Raw genomic sequence first — 25778 nt, forward strand, 5'->3', positions numbered from 1 at the left:
ACTCAACCTGCTCAACCGTCAACCCATAGGCACACAGTCAAGACAACGAACACCTACACCCACAGTCACGCCCAGATGCGGTTGCAGTATTAAGCCGCCGACGGACCGCGCGGAACCACCTGGCACCCTGAACGGATGCACATACTCGTCGTCGAGGACGAACGCCGGATGGCCACCGCGCTGCGCCGCGGCCTGGAGGCCGACGGTCACACCGTCGACACCGCCCACAACGGGCCCGAAGGCCTCGCCCTCGCCGACCGCCACCCCTACGACGTGATCGTCCTCGACATCATGCTGCCCGGCCTCAACGGCTACCGGGTCTGCGCCCGGCTGCGCGCGAGCGGCTGCCGGGCCGGGATCCTGATGCTCACCGCCAAGGACGGCGAATGGGACGAGGCGGAGGCCCTGGACACCGGCGCCGACGACTACCTGTCCAAGCCGTTCTCCTTCGTCGTGCTGCTCGCCCGGCTGCGCGCCCTGCACCGCCGGGTCGACCAGCGGCGCCCGCGCCTGCACACCCTCGGCGACCTGGTCCTCGACGCCAACGCCCGCACCTGCGTCCGGGCCGGCCACCCCACCCAGCTGACCGCCCGTGAGTTCGCGATCCTGGAGTACCTGGCCGCGCGCGCCGGGACGGTGGTCTCCAAGCGGGAGATCCTCGACCACGTCTGGGACGCCCACCACGACGCCGACCCGAGCATCGTCGAGGTCCACATCCACGCCCTGCGGCGCAAGATCGACGCCCCGTTCGGCCGCGCCGCCCTCCAGACCATGCGCGGCGCCGGCTACCGGCTCGCCCCCGACGGCGGCTGAGATGCGCCCGCGCCCGCCCCGGCTCCTCGCAGTGCTGCGCCGCCTCCCCACCCCGCCGCGCCGCCCCGGGCTCCCGCGCCCGCTGCGCCGCTTCGTCCCCCGGTCCGTGCGCGCCCGGGCCACCGCCGCCGCCGGTACGGTGCTCGCCGCGGCCCTGGCCCTGGCCGGCGCCGGACTGCTGACCGCCCTGCACGCCGACCTGGTCGCCTCCGCCGCCTCCGCCACCCGGCAGCAGGCCGAGTCCGTCGCCCAACTCGCCGTCCAGGGGCGGCTGACGCCCGTCCTGCACGCCGGCCACGGCACCGACTTCCTCCAGGCCGTCGACGCCCACGGCACCGTCCTCGCCGCCAGCCCCAACCTGGCCGGCCGGACCGCCCTCACCGCCGCCCACCGCACCGGCTCGCGCACCACCGACGACATCGACCCGCTGTACGACCACCACCGCCAGCGGCTCACCGCCGTCACCGCCGACACCCCGGGCGGGCCGGTCACCGTCTACGCGGGCGCCTCGCTGCGCGCCGCCGACGAGGCCCTCGACACCACCCAGGCCGCGCTCGCCGTCGCCTGCCCGCTGCTGCTGCTCATCGGCGTGGTCGTCACCTGGCGGGTGACCGGGCACGCGCTGCGGCCGGTGGAGGCCATCCGCGCCGAGGTCGACGCGATCACCGGGCGGGACCTGCACCGGCGCGTCCCCGAGCCCGGAACCGCCGACGAGATCGCCCGCCTGGCCGCCACCATGAACGCGATGCTCGACCGGCTGGAGGCCTCCGGACGGCGCCAGCGGCAGTTCATCGCCGACGCCTCGCACGAACTGCGCAGCCCGCTCGCGGTGCTGCGCACCCAGCTGGAGGTCGCCGACACCCACCCCGACCCGGCCGTCCGGGCCGAACTGGTGCACGGCGCGCTCCAGGACACCGACCGGCTGCAGAGCCTCGCCACCGACCTGCTGCTGCTCGCCCGGCTCGACGCGGGCGGCGGCGCCGAGGACCGGCCCCGGCAGCGGATCGACCTCACCGCGCTGGTCGCCGCCACCGTGCTCGGCCGCCCGGCCGGCCCGCACCGGCGCACCACCGACCTGGCCCCCGCGGTGGCCGTCGAAGGCATCCCGCTCTGGCTCGGCCGGCTGCTCACCAACCTGCTCGACAACGCCGACCGGCACGCGGCGGGCGCCGTCCACGTCCGGCTCGCCGCCGACCGCGCCCGAGGCGTGGCCGTCCTGGACGTCGAGGACGACGGCCCGGGCATCCCGCCCGCCGACCGTGAGCGCGTCTTCGAACGCTTCACCCGCCTCGACGACGCCCGCAGCCGCGACGAGGGCGGCAGCGGCCTGGGCCTGCCGATCGCCCGCGACATCGCCCGCCACCACGGCGGCACGCTGGCCGTCACCCCGACGCCGTCCGGGGCCCGGCTCACGGCGACCCTCCCGCTGGCCGCCATCCCGTCGGCCCCCGCCCCGGGGCCTGCCGTCGCGCCAGCCTCCGCCTCGCGGACGCCTTTTGACGGACACCCGCTGACGGAGGCCTGAGACCCATTCGGCGCACCGGGATCGTGGTCGCGGCCGAAGGTTCCCAGACTCGAACGAAAGAGGGGTGGACCCAACCAATCGGAAAGGCATCCTCATGAGCATCGGGCTGCGCCGCGTCCTCGCGGTGACCGCAGCGATTTCCCTCGGCCTGGGCGCGGCGTCCTGCGACAGCGCGACGCAGTCGTCCAGCGGCGGCTCCGGCGCCGGGCGGATAGCCCTGCTGCTGCCGGAGGCCAGGACGACTCGCTACGAGCAGTTCGACCGGCCGCTGATCGAGAAGAAGATCAAGGAGCTGGCGCCGGACGCGCAGATCGACTACTACAACGCCGGCCAGGACGCCGCCGTCCAGCAGACCCAGATCGACGCCGCCGTGAAGAAGGGCGCCAAGGTGCTGATCCTGGACGCGGTGGACGCCGAGTCGATCCAGGCGTCGATCCAGAAGGCGCACGACGCGGGCGTCAGGGTGGTCGCCTACGACCGCCTCGCCCAGGGCCCGGTCGACGCCTACGTGTCCTTCGACAACCGCAAGGTCGGCGAACTGCGGGGCCAGGCCGCGGCGGCGGTGGTAGGCGGCACGGCGGACGTCGGCGAGGCGATCACGACCAACGGCTCGCCCACCGACCCCAACGCGGCCGATCCCAGCGCGGCCGACCCCAACGCTGCCGTACCCAGCGCGGCCGACCCCAACGCTGCCGCACCCAGTGCGGTCGACGCCAACGCGTCCGATTCCGAGGCGTCCGGTCTGAGTGTCCCGCTGACCGGCCAGGACTTCCAACTCGACGGCGTGCAAAGGATCCTGGCGGGCGCCCAGGCCATGTCGGTCTACAAGCCCCTCAAGTCGGAGGCCGACACGGCCGCGCAGCTGGCCGTCGACCTGGCCTACGGCCAGGAAATCGGCGGCGCCCTCGTGCCGACCACGGTGACCAGCGGCAGCAGCGACAAGGTGCCGACCGGCCTGATCGCCCCGGTCGCGCTCACCAAGGACAACGTCAAGGCCACCGTGGTCGCCGACGGCCTCTTCACCGTCGCCCAGATCTGCACGCCGGACTACGTCGCCGCCTGCTCCGCGGCCGGCCTCCAGTAGCTGCGGCGGGCGCCGGCTCGCTCGCCCGGCGCGTCCGGACGGCGGCCGGGCGGGGGCCGGGCGGGCGTGAGCACCCCCGCGCGGGCCCTATGCTGCGGAGATGCCGAGTGAGCTGCGCACTCTCAAGCCGGAGACCGACCAGCCGGAGACCCATCCGTCGGAGACCCACCCGTCGGAGACCGATCAAGCGGAGACCGACCAGCCGGAGGCCGATCAACCGGAGGCCGATCAACTGGGGAGCCGCCCGTCGGAGGCCGACCTCGCCTTCATCCGGCGCGAGACCGAGCTGAAGCCCGTCCCGTTCGTCCCCGAGGTCGGCCTGCACATGGCCGAGGACGCGATCACCCTGTGGGAGACCACCGAGCGGGCGCGGGGGGAGGTCGGACTGCCGCCGCCGTTCTGGGCGTTCGCCTGGGCGGGCGGGGTGGCCGTCGCCCGCCACGTGCTGGACCACCCCGAGCTGGTGGCCGGGCGGGCGGTGCTCGACGTGGCCGCCGGGGGCGGGGTGGTCGGCGTCGCGGCCGCGCTGAGCGGCGCCGCGTCCGTGCGCGCCGCCGAGATCGACGCCTACGCGGTGGCCGCCATCGGCCTCAACGCCGAGGCCAACGGCGTGCGCGTGGAGGCCGCCCTGGTGGACCTGGTGGACGGCGACGGCGCCCCGGCCGACGTGGTGCTCGCCGGTGACGTCTTCTACGAACGGGCCATGGCCGCCCGTTTCCTGCCCTTCCTGGAACGGGCCGCCGCGCGCGGCGCCACCGTCATCGTCGGCGACCCCGGCCGGGCCTACCTGCCCCGGGAGCGGTTCACCGCGCTCGCCGCCTACCAGGTGCCGGTCGTCGCCGACCTGGAGGACACCGCCGTCAAGACCACCACGGTGTGGCGACTGGGCTGACGGCCCGTCCGTCCAGGCTGCGGACGCCCTCGGCCACCGCACCTGGGAGGCCGCCGGCTACCGCCCCGAGCCGCAGTGGAGCCGCTGGGTCAAGCCGCTGACCGCCTGATCCCGCCCCGTCCGGACGGGCGCCGAGCGCTGGCGGCCGTGCCCGGAGCGTGGTCCGCTGGGGCCGATGCGTGTGCGAACGACCATGTTCCGGCACGCCGCCCAGCCCACCCCGCGAAGCCCGGACAAGGACTGCCATGACCGACGACACCCGCACCCTCGCCTCCCCCGAGACGGCCGCCGAACTGCTCACCCGGATGCCCGACCTGGAACAGGCCCTCGCCTACTTCCACCAGCACGTGGCGTCCCCCAAGGCGGTCAACCTGTCCGTCGCCGAGAACGTCCTGCTCTACCACCACTCGATGAAGAAGAAGGTCTTCGACAACATCCAGCTGATCCCCGAGCGGTACATCCAGTACATCGACTCGGCCGGGACCTTGGCGGTGCGCCGGCCGGTCGCCAAGCTGCTCACCCTGGCGCTCGGCGCCGAGGTCGACGAGGGCGACGTGTTCGGCGTGGCCGGGGTCTCCTCCGCGCTGGAGTGCATCGCCTTCGCGCTCAAGGGCCGCGACCCGGTCGGCCCGCCGCTCAAGGACGGCGACGAGGTGCTGATCCCCGCGCCGTACTGGCAGGGCTTCAACTGGTCCTTCCAGGAACGGCCCAGGCTCAAGTGCGTCCCGGTGAACCTGCCGACCACGGGGGAGGAGCGGTACCGGCTCACCCTGCCCCTGATCCAGAAGGCCTACGAGGACCGGAAGGCGGCCGGCCGCACGCCGCGCCTGCTCGTCCTCACCAACCCGCACAACCCGCTGGGCGTGAACTACTCGCGGGCCCTGCTGGACGAGATCTACGGGTGGGCGCTCACGGACACCGACCTGCACATCATCTCGGACGAGATCTACTGTCACTCCCAACTCGACAGCAGCACAACGAAGTTCACCAGCGCGCTGGCCCTGAAAGCGTACCGGGAGCAGCCCGACCGGATCCACGTGGTCTGGGGCTTCGCCAAGGACTTCGGCCTGTCCGGCTTCCGCACCGGCTTCGTGATCTCCCGGAACCCCGCCGTGCGCAACACCATGCTCGGCAACAACGACCCGGCCGAGCCCACCCACCCGCTGCCCTGGTTCAGCCCCTTCGACTCGCTGAAGACCTACGTCATCCAGGACCTGCTGAGCGCCTCCGCCAACGGCCCGGGCGGCGAGCTCTACACCACCTACGCGATGCGGGAGTACCGCACGCTGCTCAAGACGAGTTTCGACAAGGTCAAGGCCGCCCTGGACGCCGCCAGGATCGACTACGTGCACCGGCCCGGCGACAACGCCGCCCAGTTCTTCTGGCTCGACCTCTCCAAGTACCTGGGCAAGCGCCCCGGTACCGGCCGCGAGGAGGTGGCCGGGCTGCCGCTCGCCCGGTCGAGCGGACTCGACCCGAAGGAGGAGCGGCTGTTCAGGTACCTCATGGCCGAGCCCACCGAGGTCACCCTGCTGCCCGGCGGCACCATGCACAACCCGGCACCCGGCTTCTTCCGCCTCTGCTTCACCGCCCGCCAGCCCGAGGACGTCGTCGCCGCCGTCCAGCGGGTGGGGACGGCGCTGGGGAAGCTGAAGTAGCCGGTACCGTGCGGCACCCGGGGATCCCGGTGCCGCACGGCGGTGTCGCGGCTCAGCCGCGCAGTTCGGCGAGCCAGGCCTCGACCTCGGCGGAGGTGCGGGGGAGGCCGGCCGAGAGGTTCTCGTTGCCGTCCTCGGTGACCAGGATGTCGTCCTCGATCCGGACGCCGATGCCGTGGTACTCCTCGGGCACGGTCAGGTCGTTCTGCTGGAAGTAGATGCCCGGCTCGACGGTGAGCACCATGCCCGGCTTCAGCGGGCCGTCGACGTGCTCCTCGGTGCGCGAGTGGGCGCAGTCGTGGACGTCGATGCCGAGCATGTGGCCGGTGCCGGCCAGGGTGAAGCGGCGGTGCAGGCCCAGCTCGTACACCTTGTCGGCGGTGAGGTCGCCGAACAGGCCCCAGGAGGTGAGGTGTTCGGCGAGCTCGCGCTGGGCGGCGTGGTGGAAGTCGCGGAAGTCGGCGCCGGGCTTCACCGCGGCGATGCCGGCCTCCTGCGCCGCGAACACCGCGTCGTAGACCTTGCGTTGCAGGTCGGTGAAGCGGCCGCTGACCGGGAGGGTGCGGGTGACGTCGGCGGTGTACAGGCGGTTGGTCTCCACGCCGGCGTCGAGCAGCAGGAGGTCGCCGGGCTTGGCGTGGCCGTTGTTGCGCACCCAGTGCAGGGTGGTGGCGTGCGGGCCGGCCGCGGCGATGCTGCCGTAGCCGATGTCGTTGCCCTCGATCCGGGCGCGGACGAAGAAGGTGCCCTCGATCAGCCGCTCGGGGGTCTCGGTGTCGGTGCCGAGGATCCGCACCACGTCCTCGAAGCCGCGGGCGGTGGCCTCGCAGGCGAAGCGCAGCTCGGCGATCTCGAACTCGTCCTTGACCAGGCGCTGGCCGGACAGGAAGACCTCGAACTCCGCGTCCCGCTCGGCGACGGCCCGTCCCTGGAGGGACTGCTCCACGCCCGCGTCGTGGCGGCGCAGCACGCGCACCGGGCCGGTGGCGGTGCCCAGGTCCGCGCGGACGGTGCGGACGTCCCGGCAGGGCAGGCCGAGCAGCTGCTCGCTCTCGGTCAGGCTGTTGCGGCGGCCGTCCCACAGCTCGCCGTGGTTGTCCAGCCAGAACTCGCCGTTGTCGGTCCGGGAGCGGTCGCGCAGGTAGAGCACGGCCCGGTGGCCGGTGTCGCCGGTCGGCTCCAGGACCAGCACGGCGTCCTGGGACTGGTCGCCGGTCAGGTAGACGTAGTCGGAGGACGGGCGGAACGGGTAGTCGGTGTCGTTGGCCCGCACCTTCGGGTTGCCGGACGGGACCACCAGGCGCTCGCCGGGGAAGGCCGCGGACAGCTCGGCGCGGCGGCGGGCGGTGTGCGCGGCCTGCGGGATCGGCTCCAGGGCGAGGCGCTCGGTGTCGGCCCAGCCCTGCTTCATGTTCTCGGCGAGCTCGTCCGTGACGCCGCGGGTGAGGCCGTTCTTGCGGTACTTGATGGTCTCGGCGGGTTCGGTCACAGCAGACTCTCCAGGTGAGGGTGGTGGATGCGAGGCGCTTCGCTACGCTGACCTGCCCGGTACGTAACAAGCGTTATGTACGGTATATCGAGCAGGGTTCGAAGAGAAGGGGCCAAGACCTCGCGGAACCGGCCGACTGTCCTGGCGGCCAGGCTTTCCACCTGCGCAACGACGACGCCACCCCGGCGGCCTGGATCTCAGACGGTGCCGAAGTCGCCGGACTTGACGCCGGTGATGAAGGATCGCCAGGCGTCGGCGCCGAAGGCGAGGCGAGGGCCCTCGGGGTCCTTGCTGTCGCGGACGGGGAGGATGCCGGGGAGCCCGGGTGCGACCTCGATGCATTGGCCGCCGCCGTTGCTGTACGAGGACTTCAGCCAGGAGGTGGGCTTGACCGTCGCGATGGGGAACATGGCGTGGAACTCCTTGAGACGGGTGCGGATGAGGGCCAACGAGTTTTCGCATGAGAGGGCTTGGGCCTGGAGCCAATGGTAAGTCTCTACGAGGGAGCGGATCTTGTCCTCGTCCTCGCGCTCGACGTAGCCCCGTTGGATGGTTTCGAGGTAGGCCATCCACTTCTTGTCCGTGCTGGTCAGCAGGGTGAACGGCATGGTCGCCGGGAGGGCTTCGCCAAGAGTGGACGGCGCGATCTGCAGCATGACGTGCGGAAGGCCGGCCACGCTCTCAAGTCGGCGAAGCTGCTCGGCCATGACGAAGGGGCCGCCAACGGTTCGCAGGCAGCTCTCGTCCAGGACGATGTGGATGGAGGGAGACGGTTCGCGGTACAGCAAGGCCTGCCGCGCCATGCGGACATTCAGGCGTTCGATGGCTTTGTCCTCGGGGATCTCACCTCGTTGGGCTGCGGCGTTGATGAGCGCCGATGCGTAGCCCCGCGTCTGGAGCAGTCCCGGGATGACGTTCAGCTCGAAGATCTTGAAGGCGGTGGCCTTGGCTTCGTGCTCGGTGTAGGAGACGAATCCACCGATCAGAGTGCTGTTCTTCGCGCTCCAGTACAGGAGCTCAAGCGCCTCGCAGGTGTCGAGTTCCTTGTCGCATCGCCGGACGAGGTTCAGCGGCGCGGGACGGTCTCCGTTCTCGATCATGGAGATGAGCGAATCGCTGTAGTTGGTCCGCCGCCCGAGCTCGATCTGAGTGAGCCCTCTCGCCTTGCGGAAGCGCCGGAGCTGAACGCCGATGGCTGCGTTCGGAGATGAGGTCGGGTCTACTTCCCGCTGAGGCATGGTAACCACCCATTTCCACAGTGCCCGCTGTCAAAGTGAAGCTCTTCCGATGCTAGCCGCGATTGGCCACTCTTGGTGAGGAGTTAGCAACAGAGAGGAGTTATTCGGTGGATATGACGAACGTTCAATCTGGCGAAAGCATCGTCCTGCGGCGGAACTTTCCGCCCTGTCGGTGCCCGCAGTGCGGCGATTCCGTTCCCGAGGCGCGGATGGGCAGTGGCGCCATCGCCCCGGCGGCGCCGCCCGTGCGACGGGTGGCGCCGCCGTCCGAGCCCTACCGGCCGACCGTTGTCGGCGAGCGGGTCTACGACGTCCGCTCCGGGCGCTGGGCCGTCTTCATGGGGTGGCAGCACGGGCTGGCCTTCCTCCGGCCCGTCGGAGGTGGCGTGGAGTGGGACACCGAAGCGCGTTGGATCACGAACAGCGAAGAGTGCGATGCCCCATGAGCGGCATGATCGACAAGATCACGGCCGAGGACCGTCGCACCGCGGCCGACGTTCTCGACGACCTCCAGGCCGTCCTGCACGCCGCCGAGGTCAAACTGCCCTCCCTCGGCATCGACTGGCGCTCGGCCAAAGCCACCGGAGTCATCCTGATCGACCTCGGGGCCGCCCGGCCGGACGTCATCGAGCGGCTGGTCGCCGTCCTCCGCAGGGGAATGCGACCGTAATCGCCTCCGGTGCCATCGCCATCGGGAGTTTCGCGCTCGCGGGTGTGGTTTTTCTCGCGATTCCTGAGTGTGTTCCCACTGAGGCGAGTGCATTGGTGTGCGTTCTCGTCTTCATCGCCTCCTCGACGGGTGGATTCGCGCTCGCCGCGGGGTGGATGAGGGTGCAGACATGACGGCGCGGGCTTCGAGGGGTCTCGAAGCCCGCGCCGAAGCTGCGGTGTCAGGCGCCGTTCAGGGTGTAGGTGCGGAAGGTGGCCAGCAGGGGGAGGACTTCGGTCTGGCTCGGGTCCTCGGTCACGGCGCGCATGGAGTCGATCACCGCGTGGGCGATGGCCTTGGTCACCGCCAGGTCGTCCCGGGGTGCGAGGGTGCCCCAGGTCTTCAGTGTCTGGGTGAGCAGGGCGCTCATCCGGGCGCCGATGTTGGAGCTCACCGCGTCGGAGAGTTCGGCGAGCTCCTCGTCGCTCATGGTGGACCGCAGGCCGAAGGCCAGGGCCATCAGGGTGTCCATCGCGTGCTCGCCGTACGCGGCGACCAGCGCCGGGAGCGACCGCTCGTCCGCACCGCCCGCGGCGAGGGCGGACAGCGCCTCGTCGTCGTCCTTCCACGCAGCCTCCAGGGCGGCCAGGGCCCGAAGAGACTCGTCTACCGTCATCCCGTCTGTCATAGGAGGAACGGTATTGAGCCCGTAGCGTCCGAACCCAGGGTTCGGGCGCCGGAATCACACCTTCGAGCGAAGCCGGGCCTATTCGGGCCGGTGGGAGTGCGCGAAGTGCTCCGCGTTCCAGGTGCCGCCCAGCTGGGGGGAGAGCGAGGCGAGGGCGAGGGCGGCGAAGTCCTCGGCGGCTGCGGCGCGTTCCGGCAGGGCGCCGAGCAGCGGGGCGCCGGCCGAGCGCGGCAGGTCGGCGAGGTTGCACCGTTCGGCGAGCCCGGGGGCGGTGGGCCAGGAGCCGACGAGCACGCCCGCCAGCGGCAGCCGGCGGGCGGCCAGGGCCTCCGCCGAGAGTGCGACGATGTTCAGCGTGCCCAGTCCGGCGGAGGCGACGAGCAGGACCTCGGCCGGCAGCCCGGCGTCCAGGACGGCCCGCGCCTGGTCGGCCAGGGTGCGGCCCTCGTCGTCGTAGCGGACGAGCAGCCCGCCCGCGCCCTCGACCAGCACCAGGTCGTGCCCGGCGGCCAGTTCGGCGACGGCGTCGGCCACCTCGGCGGGGGAGAGGAAGGGCATCCCGGCCCGCCGGGCGGCGGTGTCGGGCGCCAGCGGCTCCGGGTAGCGGACGAGCTCACGGATCGTCAGGTCACCGGCCAGGCGCCGGACTTCATCGGCGTCGCCGGGTTCGCCGGGGGCGATCCCGGTCTGCCCGGGCTTGAGCACCGCGACCCGCAGGCCGGCCTGCAGCGCGGCCGAGGCGACCGCTGCCGTGGCGACGGTCTTGCCGACCTCGGTGTTGGTGCCCGTCATGAACAGGATCCGCGCGCTCATCCGGCCACCGCCGCAGCGGTCACGGCGTCGGCGATGCGTGCCACGTCCTCGTCCTCCGTCACGTAGGGGGGCATGGTGTAGATCAGGTCCCGGAAGGGGCGCAGCCAGACGCCGGCCCGGGCGGCCGCCTCGGTGGCCGCCGGGACGTTCACCGGGTGGTCCAACTGGACGACGCCGATGGCGCCCTGGACCCGGACGTCCCGGACGCCCGGGAGGTCGGCGGCGGCCGCGAGCCCGTCGGCCAGTCCGGCCTCGATGCGCTTGACCCCGACCGCCCAGTCCTGGCTCAGCAGCAGCTCCAGCGAGGCGTTGGCGGCCGCGCAGGCCAGCGGGTTGCCCATGAAGGTCGGCCCGTGCGCGAGCACCGGCATCTCGCCGCGGCTGATGCCGTCGGCGATCTCGCGGGTGCACAGCGCGGCGGCGAGGGTCAGGTAGCCGCCGGTGAGTGCCTTGCCCAGGCACATCACGTCCGGCGAGACGCCCGCGTGGTCGGCGGCGAACAGTGCGCCGCTGCGGCCGAATCCGGTGGCGATCTCGTCGAAGACGAGCAGCACCCCGTACCGGTCGCAGAGTTCGCGCAGCATCCGCAGGTAGGCGGGGGAGTGGAACTGCATCCCGCCGGCGCCCTGCACCACCGGTTCGACGATGACGGCGGCCAGCTCGTCGGCGTGCCGGGCCATCAGCTCCTCGAACTCGGCCGCGTACCCGGCGTCGAGCGGGGCGTCGAACCCGGCCGGCGGCTGCGGGGCGAACAGCTGCCCGGGCAGCACCCCGCCCCACAGGTGGTGCATGCCGCCGTCCGGATCGCAGACGGACATCGGGTGGAAGGTGTCGCCGTGGTACCCGCCGCGCCAGGTCAGCAGCCGGCGCTTGGCCGGGCGGCCGGTGGACTGCCAGTACTGGAGGCACATCTTCAGCGCGACCTCGACGGCCACCGAGCCCGAGTCGGCGAGGAAGACGTGCTGCAGCGGCTCGGGCGTGATCTCGACCAGCGTCGCCGCCAGCCGGACGGCGGGCTCGTGGGTGAGCCCGCCGAACATGACGTGGCTCATCCGCCCCAGCTGCTCGCGCACGGCCTCGTCCAGCACCGGGTGCCGGTAGCCGTGGATGGCCGCCCACCAGGACGACATCCCGTCGACGAGCTCGCGCTGCCCGCCCGCGACGGGCTCGGCGAGGCGCAGCCGGACTCCCGAGGCGGATTCGACCACGTACGGGGTGGCGGTGCCGGGCATCGGCCCGTACGGGTGCCAGACGTGGGCGCGGTCGAGGGTGAGCAGCGTGTCCGCGGACAGCTGGGGCATGATGCGTCAGTCTCCAGAACTATCAGGCATTGGGCGCGAGTTCGGTGCCGGCGCCGCGAAGCCGGACCTTGACGAGGTCGCTGCGCAGCTCCCCGTCCGAGGCGTCCGAGGCGTCGGCGGCGTCGACCGCGACGGGGGCGTCGGCCGGCGCGTGCGCGTGCCCGCCGCACGGGCCGCAGCCGCCGCCGCTGCCGCAGGCCGAGGCCGCGGTGCCGCAGGAGGAGGCCGCCGCGACGTCCGCGCGGTGGCGGGGCAGGGTGGCCTCGCCGGCGCCCTCGACCTCGAAGCCGGCGTCCTTGATCATGTCGAGGTCGGTCTGCCCGGCCTGGCCCTCGCTGGTCAGGTAGTCGCCGAGGAAGATCGAGTTGGCGACGTGTAGCCCGAGCGGCTGCATCGAGCGCAGGTGCACCTCGCGGCCGCCGGCGATCCGCACCTCGGTGTCCGGGTTGACGAAGCGGACCATCGCCAGGATGCGCAGGCAGCGCTGCGGGCTGAGGTTCCATTCCTTGGCGAGCGGGGTGCCCTCGAACGGGATCAGGAAGTTGACCGGGACGGAGTCCGAGCCGAGCTCGCGCAGCGCGAACACCACGTCGACCAGGTCCTCGTCGCTCTCGCCCATGCCGGCGATCAGGCCGGAGCAGGCGGACAGGCCCGCGCCGTGCGCCTTCTGCACGGTGTCCACCCGGTCCGCGTAGGTGTGGGTGGTGGTGATGTCGCCGTAGGTCTTCTCGGAGGTGTTGAGGTTGTGGTTGTAGGCGTCGGCGCCGGCCGCCTTCAGCCGCTCCGCCTGGTTGTCGGAGAGCAGGCCGAGGCAGACGCAGATCTCGACCTCGGGGTCGGCGTCCTTGATGGCGGCCATGGTGTCGGTGACCCGGTCGATGTCGCGGTCCGTGGGGCCGCGGCCGCTGGCGACCAGGCACACGCGCTTGGCGCCGCCGGCCACCCCGGCGCGGGCCGCCTCGGCGGCCTGGTCGGGCTTGAGCCAGGTGTACTTGAGGATCTCGGCCTTGGAGCCCAGCCGCTGCGAGCAGTAGTTGCAGTCCTCCGGGCAGAGCCCGCTCTTGAGGTTCACCAGGTAGTTGAGCTTCACGCGCCGGCCGAACCACCTCCGGCGGACCTTGCCGGCCGCGGCGACGACGTCCAGCAGCTCGTCGTCGGTGGTGGCGAGGACGGCCAGGGCCTCCTCGCGGGTCGGGACTTCGCCGCGCAGGCCCTTGGCGGTGAGGGTATCGAGCAGATCCATGGGGCCGATCCTGCCTGGTGGCGCTCGAATGGCGCCAGAGGGAACCCGCCAGAAGATCGGCGGAAGGATGTGCCACTTGCCACAGTGTCGAAGCTCACGGTGTCGTCGCTGGTCACGAGCTTGACGCCGGTGCGAATCGGAGGTTACCGGCCGGTAGGGCGCGGTCGCGGCGAAGGGCCGGGGAGACCGGCGCGGGGCGGTCGCCGGTGCGCGCGCCGGACGGTCGCGGGCGCCGGCACGCGGCGGTGACCGGCAACCCCCCACCCCGTGATCCACGCCACCCGACGGTTGCTTAGAATCTGCGCCATGACCACGCAGGGGGAGCGCACCCCGACTCCGGGAGAGGGCCAGGACGGCCAGGCAGTGCGGCGGACCGGCGGGGCCCCCGCCGGCGCGGGCACGGACCTGATCGGCAGTCGGGGCGGTGGCAGGGGCAGGCGGTTGACGGCCCGCCGGGCCGTGGGCTGGGTCGTCGTGGTGGGAGTGGTGGCCGCCGGCGGATGGATCATCACCCGCCCGATGCCCGGCGACTACATACCCGGGCTCGGCCCGTCCAGCAAGGACGCGGCCAGGACGCCGCCGGTGGTGGGGACCCCGCCGCCGCGCACCGACCCCGAGGGCCTCAATGCCGACAGCCTCTTCCCCGCCCAGCGGCCGGTCGAGGCCGCCGGGTACAAGGCCCGGCGTGGCGCCATCCGGCAGGGCGGCAACTGCACCGAGGTGCTGCAGGACCGCACCCAGGAACTGCTCAAGGACACCGGCTGCCAGGCCTACCTGACCGTCAGCTTCACCGGCCAGGACCGCCCGGTGCTCAGCAGTGTCACCGTCCTGCGCTTCGGCGACCAGGCCGCCGCCACCCGGGCCGCCGACACCCTGCGCGGCAAGCCCGGCGCGCTCGCCTTCATCCTTCCGGACACCAACGCCGCCCCCGCGCCGTCCTCCGGCGGGCCCAAGTCGGCCGAGCCGCGGGTCGAGGCGGTCGGGCACTACGTGACGGTGGTGAGCTCCCGGCTCAGCGACGCCCGCACGCCCGGCCCCGGCACCCAGTCCACCCCGGCCTCGACGCAGTCGGGCCCGGCGCTCACCACCGAGCAGACCCTGGAGGAGGCGACCCGCGCGCTCTCCTGCGCGGCGGGCGCGCCGTTCGTCTGGATGTGACGCCGCGCCGGCCCCCCGCTCCGGGGGGCCGGCGACTCCGCAAGCGGGGGTTGACGATCCGTCAGCCGCCCAGCCGGTCCACCGCGGTGACCCGCAGCACCGCCCGGCCCTCCTCGTCCGAGCCGTACAGGTCGACCTCGGCGCTGATGCCCCAGTCGTGGTCGCCCTCCGGGTCGTCGAAGATCTGCCGGACCTTCCAGGCGGAGTCCTCCTCCTCGATGATCAGCATCTTGGGGCCGCGCGCGTTCGGGCCGGTGCCGAGGTCGTCGTACTCCTCCCAGTACCCGTCCATGGCGTCCGCCCAGCGGTCCGCGTCCCAGCCGTACGAGCCGTCCAGCTCGGCGAGCTCCGCATAGTGCTCCAGCGCGCACAGCTCGACCCGGCGGAACAGCTCGTTGCGCACCAGCACCCGGAACGCCCGCGCGTTCGCCGTCACCGGCGCCGGCTTGTCGTCCAGCGTCACCTCGGGGGCCTGCGGGTCCGTGGGGTTGGCCAGCTGCTCCCACTCGTCCAGCAGGCTGGAGTCGACCTGGCGGACCAGTTCGCCGAGCCAGGCGATGACGTCCTTCAGGTCGTCGGTCTTCACGTCCTCGGGGACGGTCTGCTCCAGCGCCTTGAACGCGCCCGCCAGGTAGCGCAGCACGATGCCCTCGGTGCGCGCCAGCTCGTAGAAGCCGACGTAGTCCGAGAAGGTCATCGCCCGCTCGTACAGGTCGCGGACCACCGACTTCGGCCGCAGCTCGTGGTCGCCGATCCACGGGTGCGCCCGGCGGTACACCTCGTACGCGTGGGTGAGCAGCTCCTCCAGCGGCTTCGGGTAGGTGATCTCCTGGAGCCGCTCCATCCGCTCCTCGTACTCGATCCCGTCGCGCTTCATCTCGCCGATGGCCTCGCCGCGCGCCTTGTTCTGCTGCGCGGCGAGGATCTGGCGCGGGTCGTCGAGGGTCGCCTCGACCACCGAGATCACGTCCATCGCGTACGAGGGCGAGGTCGGGTCGAGGAGCTCGAAGGAGGCCAGGGCGAAGGTGGAGAGCGGCTGGTTGAGCGCGAAGTTCTCCTGGAGGTCGAGCGTCAGGCGCACGATCCGGCCCTCGGCGTCCGGCTCCGGCAGCCGCTCGACCACGCCGCCCTGCAGCAGGGAGCGGTAGATCGCGATCGCGGTGCGGATGTGCCGGCGCTGCGCCGCGCGGTCCTCGTGGTTGTCGGTGAGCAGCTTGCGCATCGCCTCGAAGGCGTTGCCGGGGCGGCCGATCACCGACAGCAGCATCGCGTGGCTCACCTTGAACCGGGAGACCAGCGGCTCCGGGTCGGCGCCGATCAGCTTGTCGAAGGTCTCCTCGGTCCAGCCGACGAAGCCCTCCGGCGCCTTCTTGCGCACCACCTTGCGCTTCTTCTTCGGGTCGTCCCCGGCCTTGGCGATCGCCTTGTCGTTCTCGATCACGTGCTCGGGCGCCTGCGCCACCACCTGTCCGACGGTGTCGAACCCGGCCCGGCCCGCGCGCCCGGCGATCTGGTGGAACTCCCGGGCGCGCAGGATCCGCACCCGCTGCCCGTCGTACTTCGACAGGGCGGTGAACAGCACCGTGCGGATCGGCACGTTGACGCCGACACCGAGCGTGTCCGTCCCGCAGATCACCTTCAACAGGCCCGCCTGGGCGAGGCGTTCGACCAGCCGGCGGTACTTCGGCAGCATGCCCGCGTGGTGCACGCCGATGCCGTGGCGCACGAAACGCGACAGGTTGCGACCGAACTTGGTGGTGAAGCGGAAACCGCCGATCAGGTCGGCGATGGCGTCCTTCTCCGCCTTCGAGCACATGTTGATGCTCATCAGCGACTGCGCCCGGTCCACCGCCTCCTTCTGCGTGAAGTGCACCACGTAGACCGGCGCCTGGCCGGTCTGCAGCAGCTCCTCCAGGGTGTCGTGCATCGTGGTGCGGCGGTACTCGTAGAACAGCGGCACCGGGCGGGTCGTGTTGCGCACCACCGTCGTCGGGCGGCCCGTCCGGCGGGTCAGGTCCTCCTCGAAGCGGCGTACGTCGCCGAGCGTCGCCGACATCAGCAGGAACTGCGCCTGCGGCAGCTCCAGCAGCGGGATCTGCCAGGCCCAGCCGCGGTCCGGCTCCGCGTAGAAGTGGAACTCGTCCATGACCACCTGGCCGACGTCCGCCCGGAGCCCGTCGCGCAGCGCGATCTGCGCCAGCACCTCGGCCGTGCAGCAGATGATCGGCGCGGTCGGGTTCACGCTCGCGTCGCCGGTCATCATGCCGACCTGCTCGGTGCCGAACATCTTGACCAGGTCGAAGAACTTCTCCGACACCAGCGCCTTGATCGGCGCCGTGTAGAACGTCCGCTTCCCCTCCGCCAGCGCCGCGAAGTGCGCGCCCGCCGCCACCAGGCTCTTGCCCGACCCGGTCGGCGTCGCCAGGATCACGTTGTTCCCCGACACCAGCTCGATCAGCGCCTCCTCCTGCGCCGGGTACAGCGTGATCCCGCGCTCCTCCGCCCACGCGGCGAAGGTCTCGTACAGCGCATCGGGCGTGGCGGGCTTCGGCATCAGATCAAGGAGGGTCACCCGGCTATCTTGCCTGCTCGCCGCCACCCCCGGCAAAGCCCGCCCTCCGCCGGCACCCGCCCCAGGACTGTCCGGATCGCTGCACCGGCGGCCGCGAAGCTGTGCGCGGCCGCACATTGATCGCGGCGGCGGGGCCGTGCCAGAGTGCCGGGCATGGTCCAACCGCTCGCGTCCGGAACGCACACCACCGACCTCGCCCCGGCGGCCGTCTTCGACTGGCTCGACGAGGCCGCCGAGCTGCGGGCCGAGGCCGGGCTGACCCGCCGGCTGCGCAGCCGCACGGCACAGGACCCGGTGCTCGACCTGGCCGGGAACGACTACCTGGGGCTGACCAGGCACCCGGCGGTGACGCAGGCGGCGGCCGAGGCGGCGCTGCGCTGGGGCGGAGGATCGACCGGGTCGCGGCTGGTGACCGGGACGACCGCGCTGCACACCGAACTGGAGGAGGAGCTCGCCGCGTTCTGCGGGGTCGAGGCGGCGCTCGTCTTCTCCTCCGGGTACACCGCCAACCTGGCCGCGCTGACCGCGCTCACCGACCCGGACACGCTGATCGTGTCGGACGCCTACAACCACGCCTCGCTGATCGACGGCTGCCGGCTCGCCCGCGCCGACGTCCACCGGGCCCCGCACAGCGACCCGCAGGCCGTCCGGGAGGCGTTGGAGCGCCGGACGCAGCGGCGGGCGCTGGTGGTCAGCGACTCGGTGTTCTCGGTGGACGGCGACGCCGCCCCGCTGGCCGGGCTGTCCGCCGCCGCCCGGGCGCACGGCGCAGCGCTGCTGGTCGACGACGCGCACGGGCTGGGCGTCCTCGGCCCCGGCGGCGCCGGGGCGCTCGCGGCGGCCGGGCTCGCCGGGCAGCCGGACACCGTCGCCACCGTCACGCTCTCCAAGTCGCTCGGCTCGCAGGGCGGCGCCGTGCTCGGGCCGCGCCGGGTGATCCGCCACCTCACCGAGACCGCCCGCACCTTCATCTTCGACACCGGCCTCGCCCCGGCCGCCGTCGCCGCCGCCCTCGCCGCGCTGCGCCTGCTGCGCGCCGAGCCGCACCGCGCGGACCGCACCCGCGAGGTGGCCCGCGGCCTCGCGGCCCGGCTGACCGCCGCCGGGCTCCGGGCCTGCGAGCCGGACGCGGCCGTGGTGTCGGTGCGCGCCCCGGGCGCGGAGGCCGCCGTCGCCTGGGCCGCCGACTGCCGGCGGGCCGGGCTCGCCGTCGGCTGCTTCCGCCCGCCGTCCGTGCCGGACGGGGTGTCCCGGCTGCGGCTGACCGCGCGCGGGGACCTGACGGACGGGCAGCTCGCGGAGGCGGTCCGGATCATCGCCGAGCTGGCGCCGGAGGGCGCCCGGGTCGGCTGACGCCTGCCGGGAGGGGTGCGCGGCGGATGCCCACCAGGCCGCCCTGCCGCCCGCTTGGCCGCCCGTGCAACCGTCCGGCCGTCGGTGACGTCACCCCAGCGGGGGTGAGCCGATGGGGGTGGCGGTGCGGCGGTGGGGGCCGGTGGCGGCCGGGGTGCTGCTGGTGTGGCTGGCCGGATGGCTGGTGGGCGGGCCGGTGCGGCAGTTCGGGCAGGCGGCGGGCCTGGTGGGGGTGCCCGGGACGTTCCGGGCGGAGCGGTGTCTGATCCCGGCGTACGAGGACGGCCCACCCCCCTCGGACTGCCGGGGCGCGTTCCGCCCGGACGGCGGGGGCCCGGCGCACGAGCACGCCCGGATATGGGCGGGCGCGCCGGTCGGCGAGGACGTCTGGGCGGTGTGCGAGGGCGACGAGTGCCACCTGGTGTCGGACGCCGAGGTCGCGCGGACGGTGATGCTGCTGGCGCTGGCCCTGGCACCGGGGGTGGCGGGCGTGCTGCTGACCGGCGTCGGCCTGCGCGCGCGGCGGGTCGGCCGGGGGCTGCTGCTCTCCGGCGCGGTCGGGGGCGTCCTGCTGTTCACCCTGGTGGTGCTGGGCGGCGTCCTCTGGTTCGTGCTGGCCATGACGGGGGTGTGAAGACACGCCCTACGCTTTCCGGGCCCGGCTGGGCTGCACCCTGGTCGGCTCGCCGGCCGCCTTGGGGTGGTCGGGCGGGTACGGGAGCTCGCCGAGGCCCTCGTCGCGCAGCTGCTTGTCGTACAGCTCCAGCAGGCCGTCCAGACGGTACGCCCGACCGTCCATCCCGGCGTTCAGGTCGCCGAGTTCGGCGAAGCGGGCGGGGACGGTGCGCAGGTCGAAGTCCTCGGGGGAGGCGTCGTCGAGCTCCTCCCAGCGCAGCGGGGTCGAGGCGGTGGCGCGCGGGCGGGCGCGCAGGGAGTAGGCGGAGGCGATGGTGCGGTCGCGGGCCATCTGGTTGTAGTCGACGAAGATCCGCTCACCGCGCTCCTCCTTCCACCAGGCGGTGGTGACCTGCCCGGGCATGCGCTGCTCCAGCACCCGGCCGAGGGCGATCACCGCGTGCCGGCCGTCGGTGAAGGTCCACTCGGGCGCCAGCGGGACGTACACGTGCAGGCCGCGCCCGCCGGAGGACTTGGGCCAGCCGCGCAGCCCGTACTCCTCCAGCAGGGCGCGCAGTTCGTGGGCGGCGCGGACGGCGTCGTGGAAGTCGGTGCCGGGCTGCGGGTCGAGGTCGATGCGCAGCTCGTCGACGTGCTCGGTGTCGGAGCGGCGGACCGGCCAGGGGTGGAAGGTGAGGCAGCCGAGGTTGGCGGCCCACAGCACGGCGGCCGGCTCGGTGGGGCAGATCTCGTCGGCGGAGCGGCCGCTGGGGAAGTTGATCCGGGCGGTGGGCAGCCAGTCCGGCAGGCCCTTGGGCGCGCGTTTCTGGTAGAAGAACTCGCCGTCCACGCCGTCCGGGAAGCGCTGCAGGGTGGTGGGCCGGTCGCGCAGTCCGCGCAGCACCCCGTCGGCGACGGCCAGGTAGTACTGCGCGACGTCCAGCTTGGTGAAGCCACGCTCGGGGTAGTACACCTTGTCCGGGTTCGACAGCCGGACGCTGCGCCCGGCGACATCCAGTTCCACGGCTGAGCCCATGCCCCTCACGCTAAGGGCGCCGTGCCCCGCGCGCGTCTTTTCGTCGTGCGCCCGATCCTCGCGCGCCCTTTCGCCGTACGCCCTTTCGTCGCGCGCCTTCCGGCCGTGCGCGCGAGGATCGGAGCCATGGACCTGCCCGTGATGCCGCCGGTGGCGCCGATGCTCGCCAAGTCGGTGGCGAAGATCCCGCCGGGGATGCAGTACGAGGCCAAGTGGGACGGCTTCCGGACGATCGTGTTCCGCGACGGCGACGAGGTGGAGCTCGGCAGCCGCACCGGCAAACCGCTGACCAGGTACTTCCCCGAGCTGGTCGCCGCGCTGCGGCGGGAGCTGCCGCCGCGCTGCGTGCTGGACGGCGAGGTGGTGATCGCCCGGGACGGCCGGCTGCGGTTCGAGGAACTGCTGGAGCGCATCCACCCGGCGGCCAGCCGGGTGCGGCTGCTCGCGGAGCGGACGCCCGCCTCCTTCATCGCCTTCGACCTGCTCGCGCTCGGTGACGCCCCGCTGCTGGACGAGCCGCTGTCGGTGCGCCGCGCGGCCCTGGAGGCGGCGCTCGGCGCCGCCCGCGACCCGGTGTTCACTGCCCCCGCCTCCACCGACCGGGACGTGGCGCAGACCTGGTTCGCCGAGTACGAGGGCGCCGGGCTGGACGGCGTGGTGGCCAAGCCGCTGGACCAGCCGTACCGGCCGGGCGAGCGGACCATGTTCAAGATCAAGCACGAGCGCACCGCCGACTGCGTGGTGGCCGGCTACCGCGAGCACAAGAGCGGCCCGGTGGTCGGCTCGCTGCTGCTGGGCATCAACGACGCCGAGGGCCGGCTCCAGCACGTCGGCGTCTGCGCCGCGTTCTCGATGGCCCGCCGCCGCGAACTCGCCGAGGAACTGGCCCCGTTGCGGATGACCGACCTCTCCCGCCACCCGTGGGGCGGCTGGGCCGACGAGGCGGCGCACGCCGAGGGCCGGCTGCCGGGCGCGGTCAGCCGGTGGACCGGCGGCAAGGACCTCTCCTGGGTCGCGCTGCGCCCCGAGCGGGTGGTCGAGGTCGCCTACGACCACATGGAGGGCACCCGCTTCCGGCACACCGCGCAGTTCCGCCGCTGGCGGCCGGACCGCACGCCGGAGAGCTGCACCTACGCGCAGCTGGAGGAGCCCGTCTCCTACGATCTGGCCCGCGTACTGGGCAGTTGACGGCACGTCGGAGGCCCGGCCCGGTGATCCGGGCCGGGCCTCCGGCGGGTCTGGCGTCCAGACGTTCAGGCGGTCTGGTGCTCAGGCGTTGACCGTGGTCGGCGCGCCGGAGGCGGGCCCCGGGGCGCCGGGCGAGGCCGGGGACGAGGCCGACCCCGATCCCGAGGGCGAGAGCGAGGGCGACGGTGACGCGGACCCCGAGGACGAGGCCGACGGCGAGGCGGTGTTCACGGGCGGGATCGAGTAGACGTTCTTCGGCGAGACGATCTGCGTGATCGCCTTCGCGAACAGCGAGGACGGCTCCGAACCCCGGTACGGCACATCGGTGTTGAGCAGCACCACCAGGGTGGCCTGGGACTGCGGCAGGTACACCGCCACGGTCTCGTAACCGGGCAGCGAGCCGTTGTGCCCGATCCACCCGTTGTTGTTGAACAGCCCGAGGCCGTAGCCGACGCCGGGGTCGCCGGTCGGCTGGGTCTTCAACCGCTGGGACTGGGTGTCCTGCTTCAGCAGGGAGCCGGTGGCCAGGGACTTCGTCCAGTTCTGCAGGTCGGTGAGGTTGGAGATGACCGCTCCGGCCGACCAGGCCCAGGACGGGTTCCAGTCGGTGGCGTCCGTGGTCTGGCCGTTGGGAGTCTGGTCGGTGTAGCCGCGGGCGTGCGGGTCGGGGAAGGTCGCGTCGGTCGGGAAGACCGTCCCGTTCAGCCCGGCCTGGCTGAACACCTGGTCCTTGAGGAACTGGTCCACGGGCTCCCCGCCGGCCTTCTCGATGACCTTGCCGAGCAGGATGTAGTTGCTGTTGCTGTACTGGAACTTGCTGCCCGGCGGGAAGTTCGCCGGGTGCTTGTACCCGTAGGCGAGCAGTTGGTCGGGCGTGAACACCCGGTTCGGGTCGCTGATCAGCGCGTTCACGAAGTCCGGGTCGGAGGTGTACGGGAACAGGCCGCTGCGCATCCCGGCGAGCTGGCGGATGGTGATGTTGTCGCCGCCGGGCACGCCGTCCACGTACTTGGAGACCGGGTCGTCCAGGCCCACCTTGCCCTGGTCGACCAGCCGCAGCACGCCGGTCGCCGTGAAGGTCTTGGTCACGCTGCCGATCCGCATGTTCAGGTCGGGCGACATCGGGGTGCCGGACTTGTCGGCCTGGCCGAAGGCCCGTTGGTAGCTGCCGTCGGGGGTGGTGATCCCGACGATCACGCCGGGGGTGGAGGTCTGGTTCAGCACCTGCTTGATCGCGGCGTCCAGCTGTTTGGCGACGTCGGGGGTCAGCGGCACCACCGCGCCGGCCGAGCCGCTCGCGGCGCCCGAGCCGGCGGTGGAGCCCGACGCGGACGGGCTGAGCGCGGCCGGCTCGGCGGTGAGGGCCGTGCCGCCGGCCGACCGGTTCGGCGGCGACCCGCCGGAGCAGGCCGCGGTCGCGAGCAGGCCGGTCAGCACCAGGGCGGCGCAGGCCGCTCGGCGGGTGGAACGGGACGCGGCCGGATGCGGCCGTCGGATCGTGGTCATAGGTCGAGGCGCCTCTCTGCGGCGGACGGCCCCGGAGCGCTGCTCCACGAGGCCGACGGGGGAGCGCCGCCACCGTAAGCACCGCCGGTGCGGCCCCGCGCGTCGGCCGCCTCGGGGCTGACCCGAACGGACCCAGCGGTCAGCCGACTGCCCCAGCCGGCTGGCGCACATCGCCTCCCGTGTTGTCAAGGACCGCTGCCCACTGGGGGATTGGTGTCGCGGAAGCGGGCTCGCGCTCGGCCGAACAGGTGAGCACCGGCATGCCGCACCCGCCCCCGGGCCCAGCTCGGGCACGATCGTTTAGCCCAGCTGTGGCCGCCCTTAAGAATTCCTCGATGGACCGAACCCGCTCTCACCAGGCAGATTGCTGCCTGCCCGGAACGCGTCCGCCAGGAACGGCCACACCGGGGCCACTCGGCCTGCCCACCCGCGAAGGCCGCCCCACTCGCACGTCAGGAGCCGTCGCCCGTGAAGGCACTCGTCAAGCAGAAGGCCGAGCCCGGGCTCTGGCTGGTGGACGTCCCGAAGCCGGAGATCGGCCCCGGCGAGGTGCTGATCAAGGTGCTGCGGACCGGCATCTGCGGCACCGACCTGCACATCCGCAACTGGGACGGCTGGGCCCAGCAGACCATCACGACCCCGCTGGTGCTCGGCCACGAGTTCGTCGGCGAGGTCGCCGAGATCGGCGCCGGCGTCGCGGACATCGCGGTCGGCGACCGGGTCAGCGGCGAGGGCCACCTGGTCTGCGGCAAGTGCCGCAACTGCCAGGCCGGCCGCCGCCACCTGTGCCGCAACACGGTCGGCCTCGGCGTCGGCCGGGACGGCGCCTTCGCCGAGTACGTGGCCCTGCCCGCCTCCAACGTCTGGGTGCACCGGGTGCCGGTCGACCTGGACGTGGCCGCGATCTTCGACCCGTTCGGCAACGCCGTCCACACCGCGCTCTCCTTCCCGCTGGTCGGCGAGGACGTGCTGATCACCGGCGCGGGCCCGATCGGCATCATGGCGGCCGCCGTCGCCAAGCACGCCGGCGCCCGCAACGTGATGATCACCGACGTCTCCCCGTACCGCCTCGACCTGGCCCGGGAGGTCGGCGTCACGCTGGCGCTGAACGTCGCCGAGCACACCATCGAGGAGGGCCAGCAGAAGCTCGGCCTGCGCGAGGGCTTCGACGTCGGCCTGGAGATGTCCGGCCGCCCCGAGGCGATGCAGTCGATGATCGCCAACATGACCCACGGCGGGAAGATCGCCGTGCTCGGCCTGCCCGCCGAGCAGTTCCCGATCGACTGGGCCTCGGTCGTCACCTCGATGATCACCATCAAGGGCATCTACGGCCGCGAGATGTTCGAGACCTGGTACGCGATGTCCGTGCTGCTGGAGGGCGGGCTGGACCTCGCCCCGGTGATCACCGGCCGGTACGCCGCCGACGACTTCGCGGCCGCCTTCGACGAGGCCGCCAGCGGCCGCTGCGGCAAGATCATCCTCGACTGGACCGCCTGAGCCCCCCCGTTCGTCCTCGTTAGGAGTCCGCAGTGTTCGACAACGTGCGCGCCGACATCGCCATCACCCTCGACGAGATCCGCGAGGCCGGGCTCTTCAAGCCCGAGCGGGTCATCGGCACCCCGCAGAGCGCCGCGGTCACCGTCACCGGCGGCGGCCGCCCCGGTGAGGTGCTGAACTTCTGCGCCAACAACTACCTCGGCCTGGCCGACCACCCCGAGGTGCTCGCCGCCGCCAAGGACGCGCTGGACCGCTGGGGCTACGGCATGGCCTCGGTGCGCTTCATCTGCGGCACCCAGGACGTCCACAAGGCGCTGGAGGACCGGCTCTCGGCCTTCCTGGGCCAGGAGGACACCATCCTGTACTCCTCCTGCTTCGACGCCAACGGCGGCGTCTTCGAGACCCTGCTCGACGACCGCGACGCCGTCATCTCCGACGCGCTCAACCACGCGAGCATCATCGACGGCATCCGGCTCAGCAAGGCCCGCCGCCACCGCTACGCCAACCGCGACCTGGCCGACCTGGAGCAGCAGCTCAAGGAGACCCAGGACGCCCGCCGCCGCCTGATCGTCACCGACGGCGTGTTCTCGATGGACGGCTACGTCGCCCCGCTGCGCGAGATCTGCGACCTGGCCGACCGCTACGACGCCATGGTCATGGTCGACGACTCGCACGCCGTCGGCTTCGTCGGCCCCGGCGGCCGCGGCACCCCCGAACTGCACGGCGTGATGGACCGCGTGGACATCATCACCGGCACCCTCGGCAAGGCGCTCGGCGGCGCCTCCGGCGGCTACGTCGCCGCCCGCCGGGAGATCGTCGCCCTGCTGCGCCAGCGCTCCCGCCCGTACCTGTTCTCCAACTCGCTCGCCCCGGTGATCGCGGCGGCCTCGCTGAAGGTGCTCGACCTGGTCGAGCAGTCCAACGAGCTGCGCGAGCGGCTGGCGGCCAACACGGCGCTGTTCCGCAGCAGGATGACCGAGGCCGGCTTCGAGATCCTGCCGGGCGACCACCCGATCGCCCCGGTGATGATCGGCGACGCGGCCAAGGCCGGCCGGCTCGCCGAACTGCTGCTGGAGCGCGGCGTGTACGTGATCGGCTTCTCGTTCCCGGTGGTCCCGCACGGCCAGGCCCGGATCCGGGTGCAGCTGTCCGCCGCGCACTCCACCGAGGACGTCGAGCGCGCCGTCGCCGCCTTCGTCGACGCGCGCGCCGCGCTGGGCGAGTAGGCCCTGTCCGGCGACGAGTAAGCCGGCAGCCCCATGAGCTGCCCGCGGGCCGGTCCGCTCGGAACCGGACCGGCCCGCGGGCTCACCATCGTCGTGGGGGGGGGGGGGGGCGGGGGCGCCCCCCCCCCCCCCCCCCCCCCCCCCCCCCCCCCCCCCACCCCACCCCCCCCCCCCCAAAAAAAAATAAAAAAAAAAAAAAAAAAAAAAAAAAAAAAAAAAAAAAAAAAAAAAAAA

At 72.6% G+C, this 25778-nt stretch carries 22 protein-coding genes; 13 read left to right on the plus strand and 9 right to left on the minus strand.

Features of this window, described 5'->3' with window-relative positions; genetic code table 11:
- The first annotated feature begins 135 nt into the window (after positions 1-135).
- The 5 genes from ACFWPI_RS37140 to ACFWPI_RS37160 all read left to right on the plus strand — a co-directional run bounded on the left by ACFWPI_RS37140 (position 136) and on the right by ACFWPI_RS37160 (position 5972).
- On the plus strand, positions 136-813 hold the full coding sequence (locus tag ACFWPI_RS37140) for a response regulator transcription factor (RefSeq protein ID WP_380378996.1): 678 nt from the start codon (positions 136-138) through the stop codon (positions 811-813).
- A gap of 1 nt (position 814) precedes the next feature.
- Entirely contained in the window at positions 815-2338 is a 1524-nt protein-coding gene (locus tag ACFWPI_RS37145; protein ID WP_380378994.1) for an ATP-binding protein, read from the plus strand.
- A 94-nt stretch (positions 2339-2432) separates the two neighbouring features.
- Complete coding sequence (locus ACFWPI_RS37150) at positions 2433-3422, plus strand: substrate-binding domain-containing protein (protein ID WP_380378992.1); 990 nt, start codon at positions 2433-2435, stop codon at positions 3420-3422.
- A 100-nt stretch (positions 3423-3522) separates the two neighbouring features.
- Positions 3523-4314: a class I SAM-dependent methyltransferase gene (locus ACFWPI_RS37155; RefSeq protein ID WP_380378990.1), complete on the plus strand. Its 792-nt coding sequence runs from the start codon at positions 3523-3525 to the stop codon at positions 4312-4314.
- Positions 4315-4559: 245 nt separating this feature from the next.
- Complete coding sequence (locus tag ACFWPI_RS37160) at positions 4560-5972, plus strand: pyridoxal phosphate-dependent aminotransferase (RefSeq protein ID WP_380378988.1); 1413 nt, start codon at positions 4560-4562, stop codon at positions 5970-5972.
- A 52-nt stretch (positions 5973-6024) separates the two neighbouring features.
- On the opposite strand, the gene ACFWPI_RS37165 is transcribed toward ACFWPI_RS37160, so the two are convergent.
- Complete coding sequence (locus ACFWPI_RS37165; protein WP_380378986.1) at positions 6025-7461, minus strand: aminopeptidase P family protein; 1437 nt, start codon at positions 7459-7461, stop codon at positions 6025-6027.
- Between the two features lie 197 nt (positions 7462-7658).
- Entirely contained in the window at positions 7659-8699 is a 1041-nt protein-coding gene (locus tag ACFWPI_RS37170) for a Scr1 family TA system antitoxin-like transcriptional regulator (RefSeq protein WP_380378984.1), read from the minus strand.
- A 107-nt stretch (positions 8700-8806) separates the two neighbouring features.
- On the opposite strand from ACFWPI_RS37170, the gene ACFWPI_RS37175 reads away from it, so the two are divergent.
- Positions 8807-9145, plus strand: coding sequence for a hypothetical protein (locus ACFWPI_RS37175; RefSeq protein ID WP_380378983.1), 339 nt, complete (start codon positions 8807-8809; stop codon positions 9143-9145).
- Entirely contained in the window at positions 9142-9369 is a 228-nt protein-coding gene (locus ACFWPI_RS37180) for a hypothetical protein (RefSeq protein ID WP_380378982.1), read from the plus strand. The genes ACFWPI_RS37175 and ACFWPI_RS37180 overlap by 4 nt, the downstream gene beginning before the upstream one ends.
- A 220-nt stretch (positions 9370-9589) precedes the next feature.
- Here the strand turns inward: ACFWPI_RS37180 and ACFWPI_RS37185 are convergent, their stop codons facing one another.
- The 4 genes from ACFWPI_RS37185 to bioB all read right to left on the minus strand — a co-directional run bounded on the left by ACFWPI_RS37185 (position 9590) and on the right by bioB (position 13393).
- Positions 9590-10024 carry a hypothetical protein gene (locus ACFWPI_RS37185; RefSeq protein ID WP_380378981.1) on the minus strand — a complete coding sequence of 145 codons (435 nt, stop codon included), beginning with the start codon at positions 10022-10024 and terminating at the stop codon, positions 9590-9592.
- A gap of 90 nt (positions 10025-10114) precedes the next feature.
- A complete protein-coding gene (gene bioD, locus ACFWPI_RS37190) occupies positions 10115-10849 on the minus strand; it encodes a dethiobiotin synthase (RefSeq protein WP_380378980.1) in 735 nt (244 codons plus the stop codon).
- Positions 10846-12150 (minus strand): adenosylmethionine--8-amino-7-oxononanoate transaminase, encoded by a 1305-nt coding sequence (locus ACFWPI_RS37195; RefSeq protein ID WP_380378978.1) that lies wholly within the window; start codon positions 12148-12150, stop codon positions 10846-10848. The genes bioD and ACFWPI_RS37195 overlap by 4 nt, the downstream gene beginning before the upstream one ends.
- Positions 12151-12172: 22 nt before the next feature.
- Positions 12173-13393 carry a biotin synthase BioB gene (gene bioB / locus ACFWPI_RS37200; protein ID WP_380378976.1) on the minus strand — a complete coding sequence of 407 codons (1221 nt, stop codon included), beginning with the start codon at positions 13391-13393 and terminating at the stop codon, positions 12173-12175.
- A 306-nt stretch (positions 13394-13699) separates the two neighbouring features.
- Between bioB and ACFWPI_RS37205 the strand changes: the two genes are divergently transcribed.
- Positions 13700-14551 (plus strand): hypothetical protein, encoded by an 852-nt coding sequence (locus tag ACFWPI_RS37205; protein WP_380378974.1) that lies wholly within the window; start codon positions 13700-13702, stop codon positions 14549-14551.
- A 61-nt stretch (positions 14552-14612) separates the two neighbouring features.
- Here the strand turns inward: ACFWPI_RS37205 and ACFWPI_RS37210 are convergent, their stop codons facing one another.
- Complete coding sequence (locus tag ACFWPI_RS37210; RefSeq protein WP_380345222.1) at positions 14613-17105, minus strand: DEAD/DEAH box helicase; 2493 nt, start codon at positions 17103-17105, stop codon at positions 14613-14615.
- Positions 17106-17276: 171 nt separating this feature from the next.
- Between ACFWPI_RS37210 and ACFWPI_RS37215 the strand changes: the two genes are divergently transcribed.
- A complete protein-coding gene (locus ACFWPI_RS37215; protein ID WP_380378972.1) occupies positions 17277-18476 on the plus strand; it encodes an 8-amino-7-oxononanoate synthase in 1200 nt (399 codons plus the stop codon).
- 112 nt (positions 18477-18588) lie between these two features.
- On the plus strand, positions 18589-19110 hold the full coding sequence (locus tag ACFWPI_RS37220; protein ID WP_380345209.1) for a hypothetical protein: 522 nt from the start codon (positions 18589-18591) through the stop codon (positions 19108-19110).
- Between the two features lie 9 nt (positions 19111-19119).
- Here ACFWPI_RS37220 and ligD read toward each other — a convergent pair whose 3' ends face one another.
- The gene (gene ligD / locus ACFWPI_RS37225; RefSeq protein ID WP_380345211.1) at positions 19120-20127 is read right to left on the minus strand and encodes a non-homologous end-joining DNA ligase; all 1008 of its coding nucleotides are present in this window, start codon (positions 20125-20127) and stop codon (positions 19120-19122) included.
- Between the two features lie 126 nt (positions 20128-20253).
- On the opposite strand from ligD, the gene ACFWPI_RS37230 reads away from it, so the two are divergent.
- Entirely contained in the window at positions 20254-21315 is a 1062-nt protein-coding gene (locus ACFWPI_RS37230; protein ID WP_380345213.1) for an ATP-dependent DNA ligase, read from the plus strand.
- 81 nt (positions 21316-21396) lie between these two features.
- Here ACFWPI_RS37230 and ACFWPI_RS37235 read toward each other — a convergent pair whose 3' ends face one another.
- Positions 21397-22821, minus strand: a complete 1425-nt coding sequence (locus ACFWPI_RS37235) for a serine hydrolase domain-containing protein (protein WP_380378971.1) — start codon at positions 22819-22821, stop codon at positions 21397-21399.
- A gap of 468 nt (positions 22822-23289) precedes the next feature.
- On the opposite strand from ACFWPI_RS37235, the gene tdh reads away from it, so the two are divergent.
- Both tdh and ACFWPI_RS37245 read left to right on the plus strand, forming a co-directional pair.
- Positions 23290-24318, plus strand: coding sequence for an L-threonine 3-dehydrogenase (tdh, locus tag ACFWPI_RS37240; RefSeq protein ID WP_380345217.1), 1029 nt, complete (start codon positions 23290-23292; stop codon positions 24316-24318).
- A gap of 32 nt (positions 24319-24350) precedes the next feature.
- Positions 24351-25544: a glycine C-acetyltransferase gene (locus ACFWPI_RS37245; protein ID WP_063346236.1), complete on the plus strand. Its 1194-nt coding sequence runs from the start codon at positions 24351-24353 to the stop codon at positions 25542-25544.
- The last annotated feature ends 234 nt before the right edge of the window (positions 25545-25778 follow it).

This window comes from Kitasatospora sp. NPDC058492 (genome assembly GCF_042720685.1).
Taxonomy (GTDB): Bacteria; Actinomycetota; Actinomycetes; order Streptomycetales; family Streptomycetaceae; genus Kitasatospora.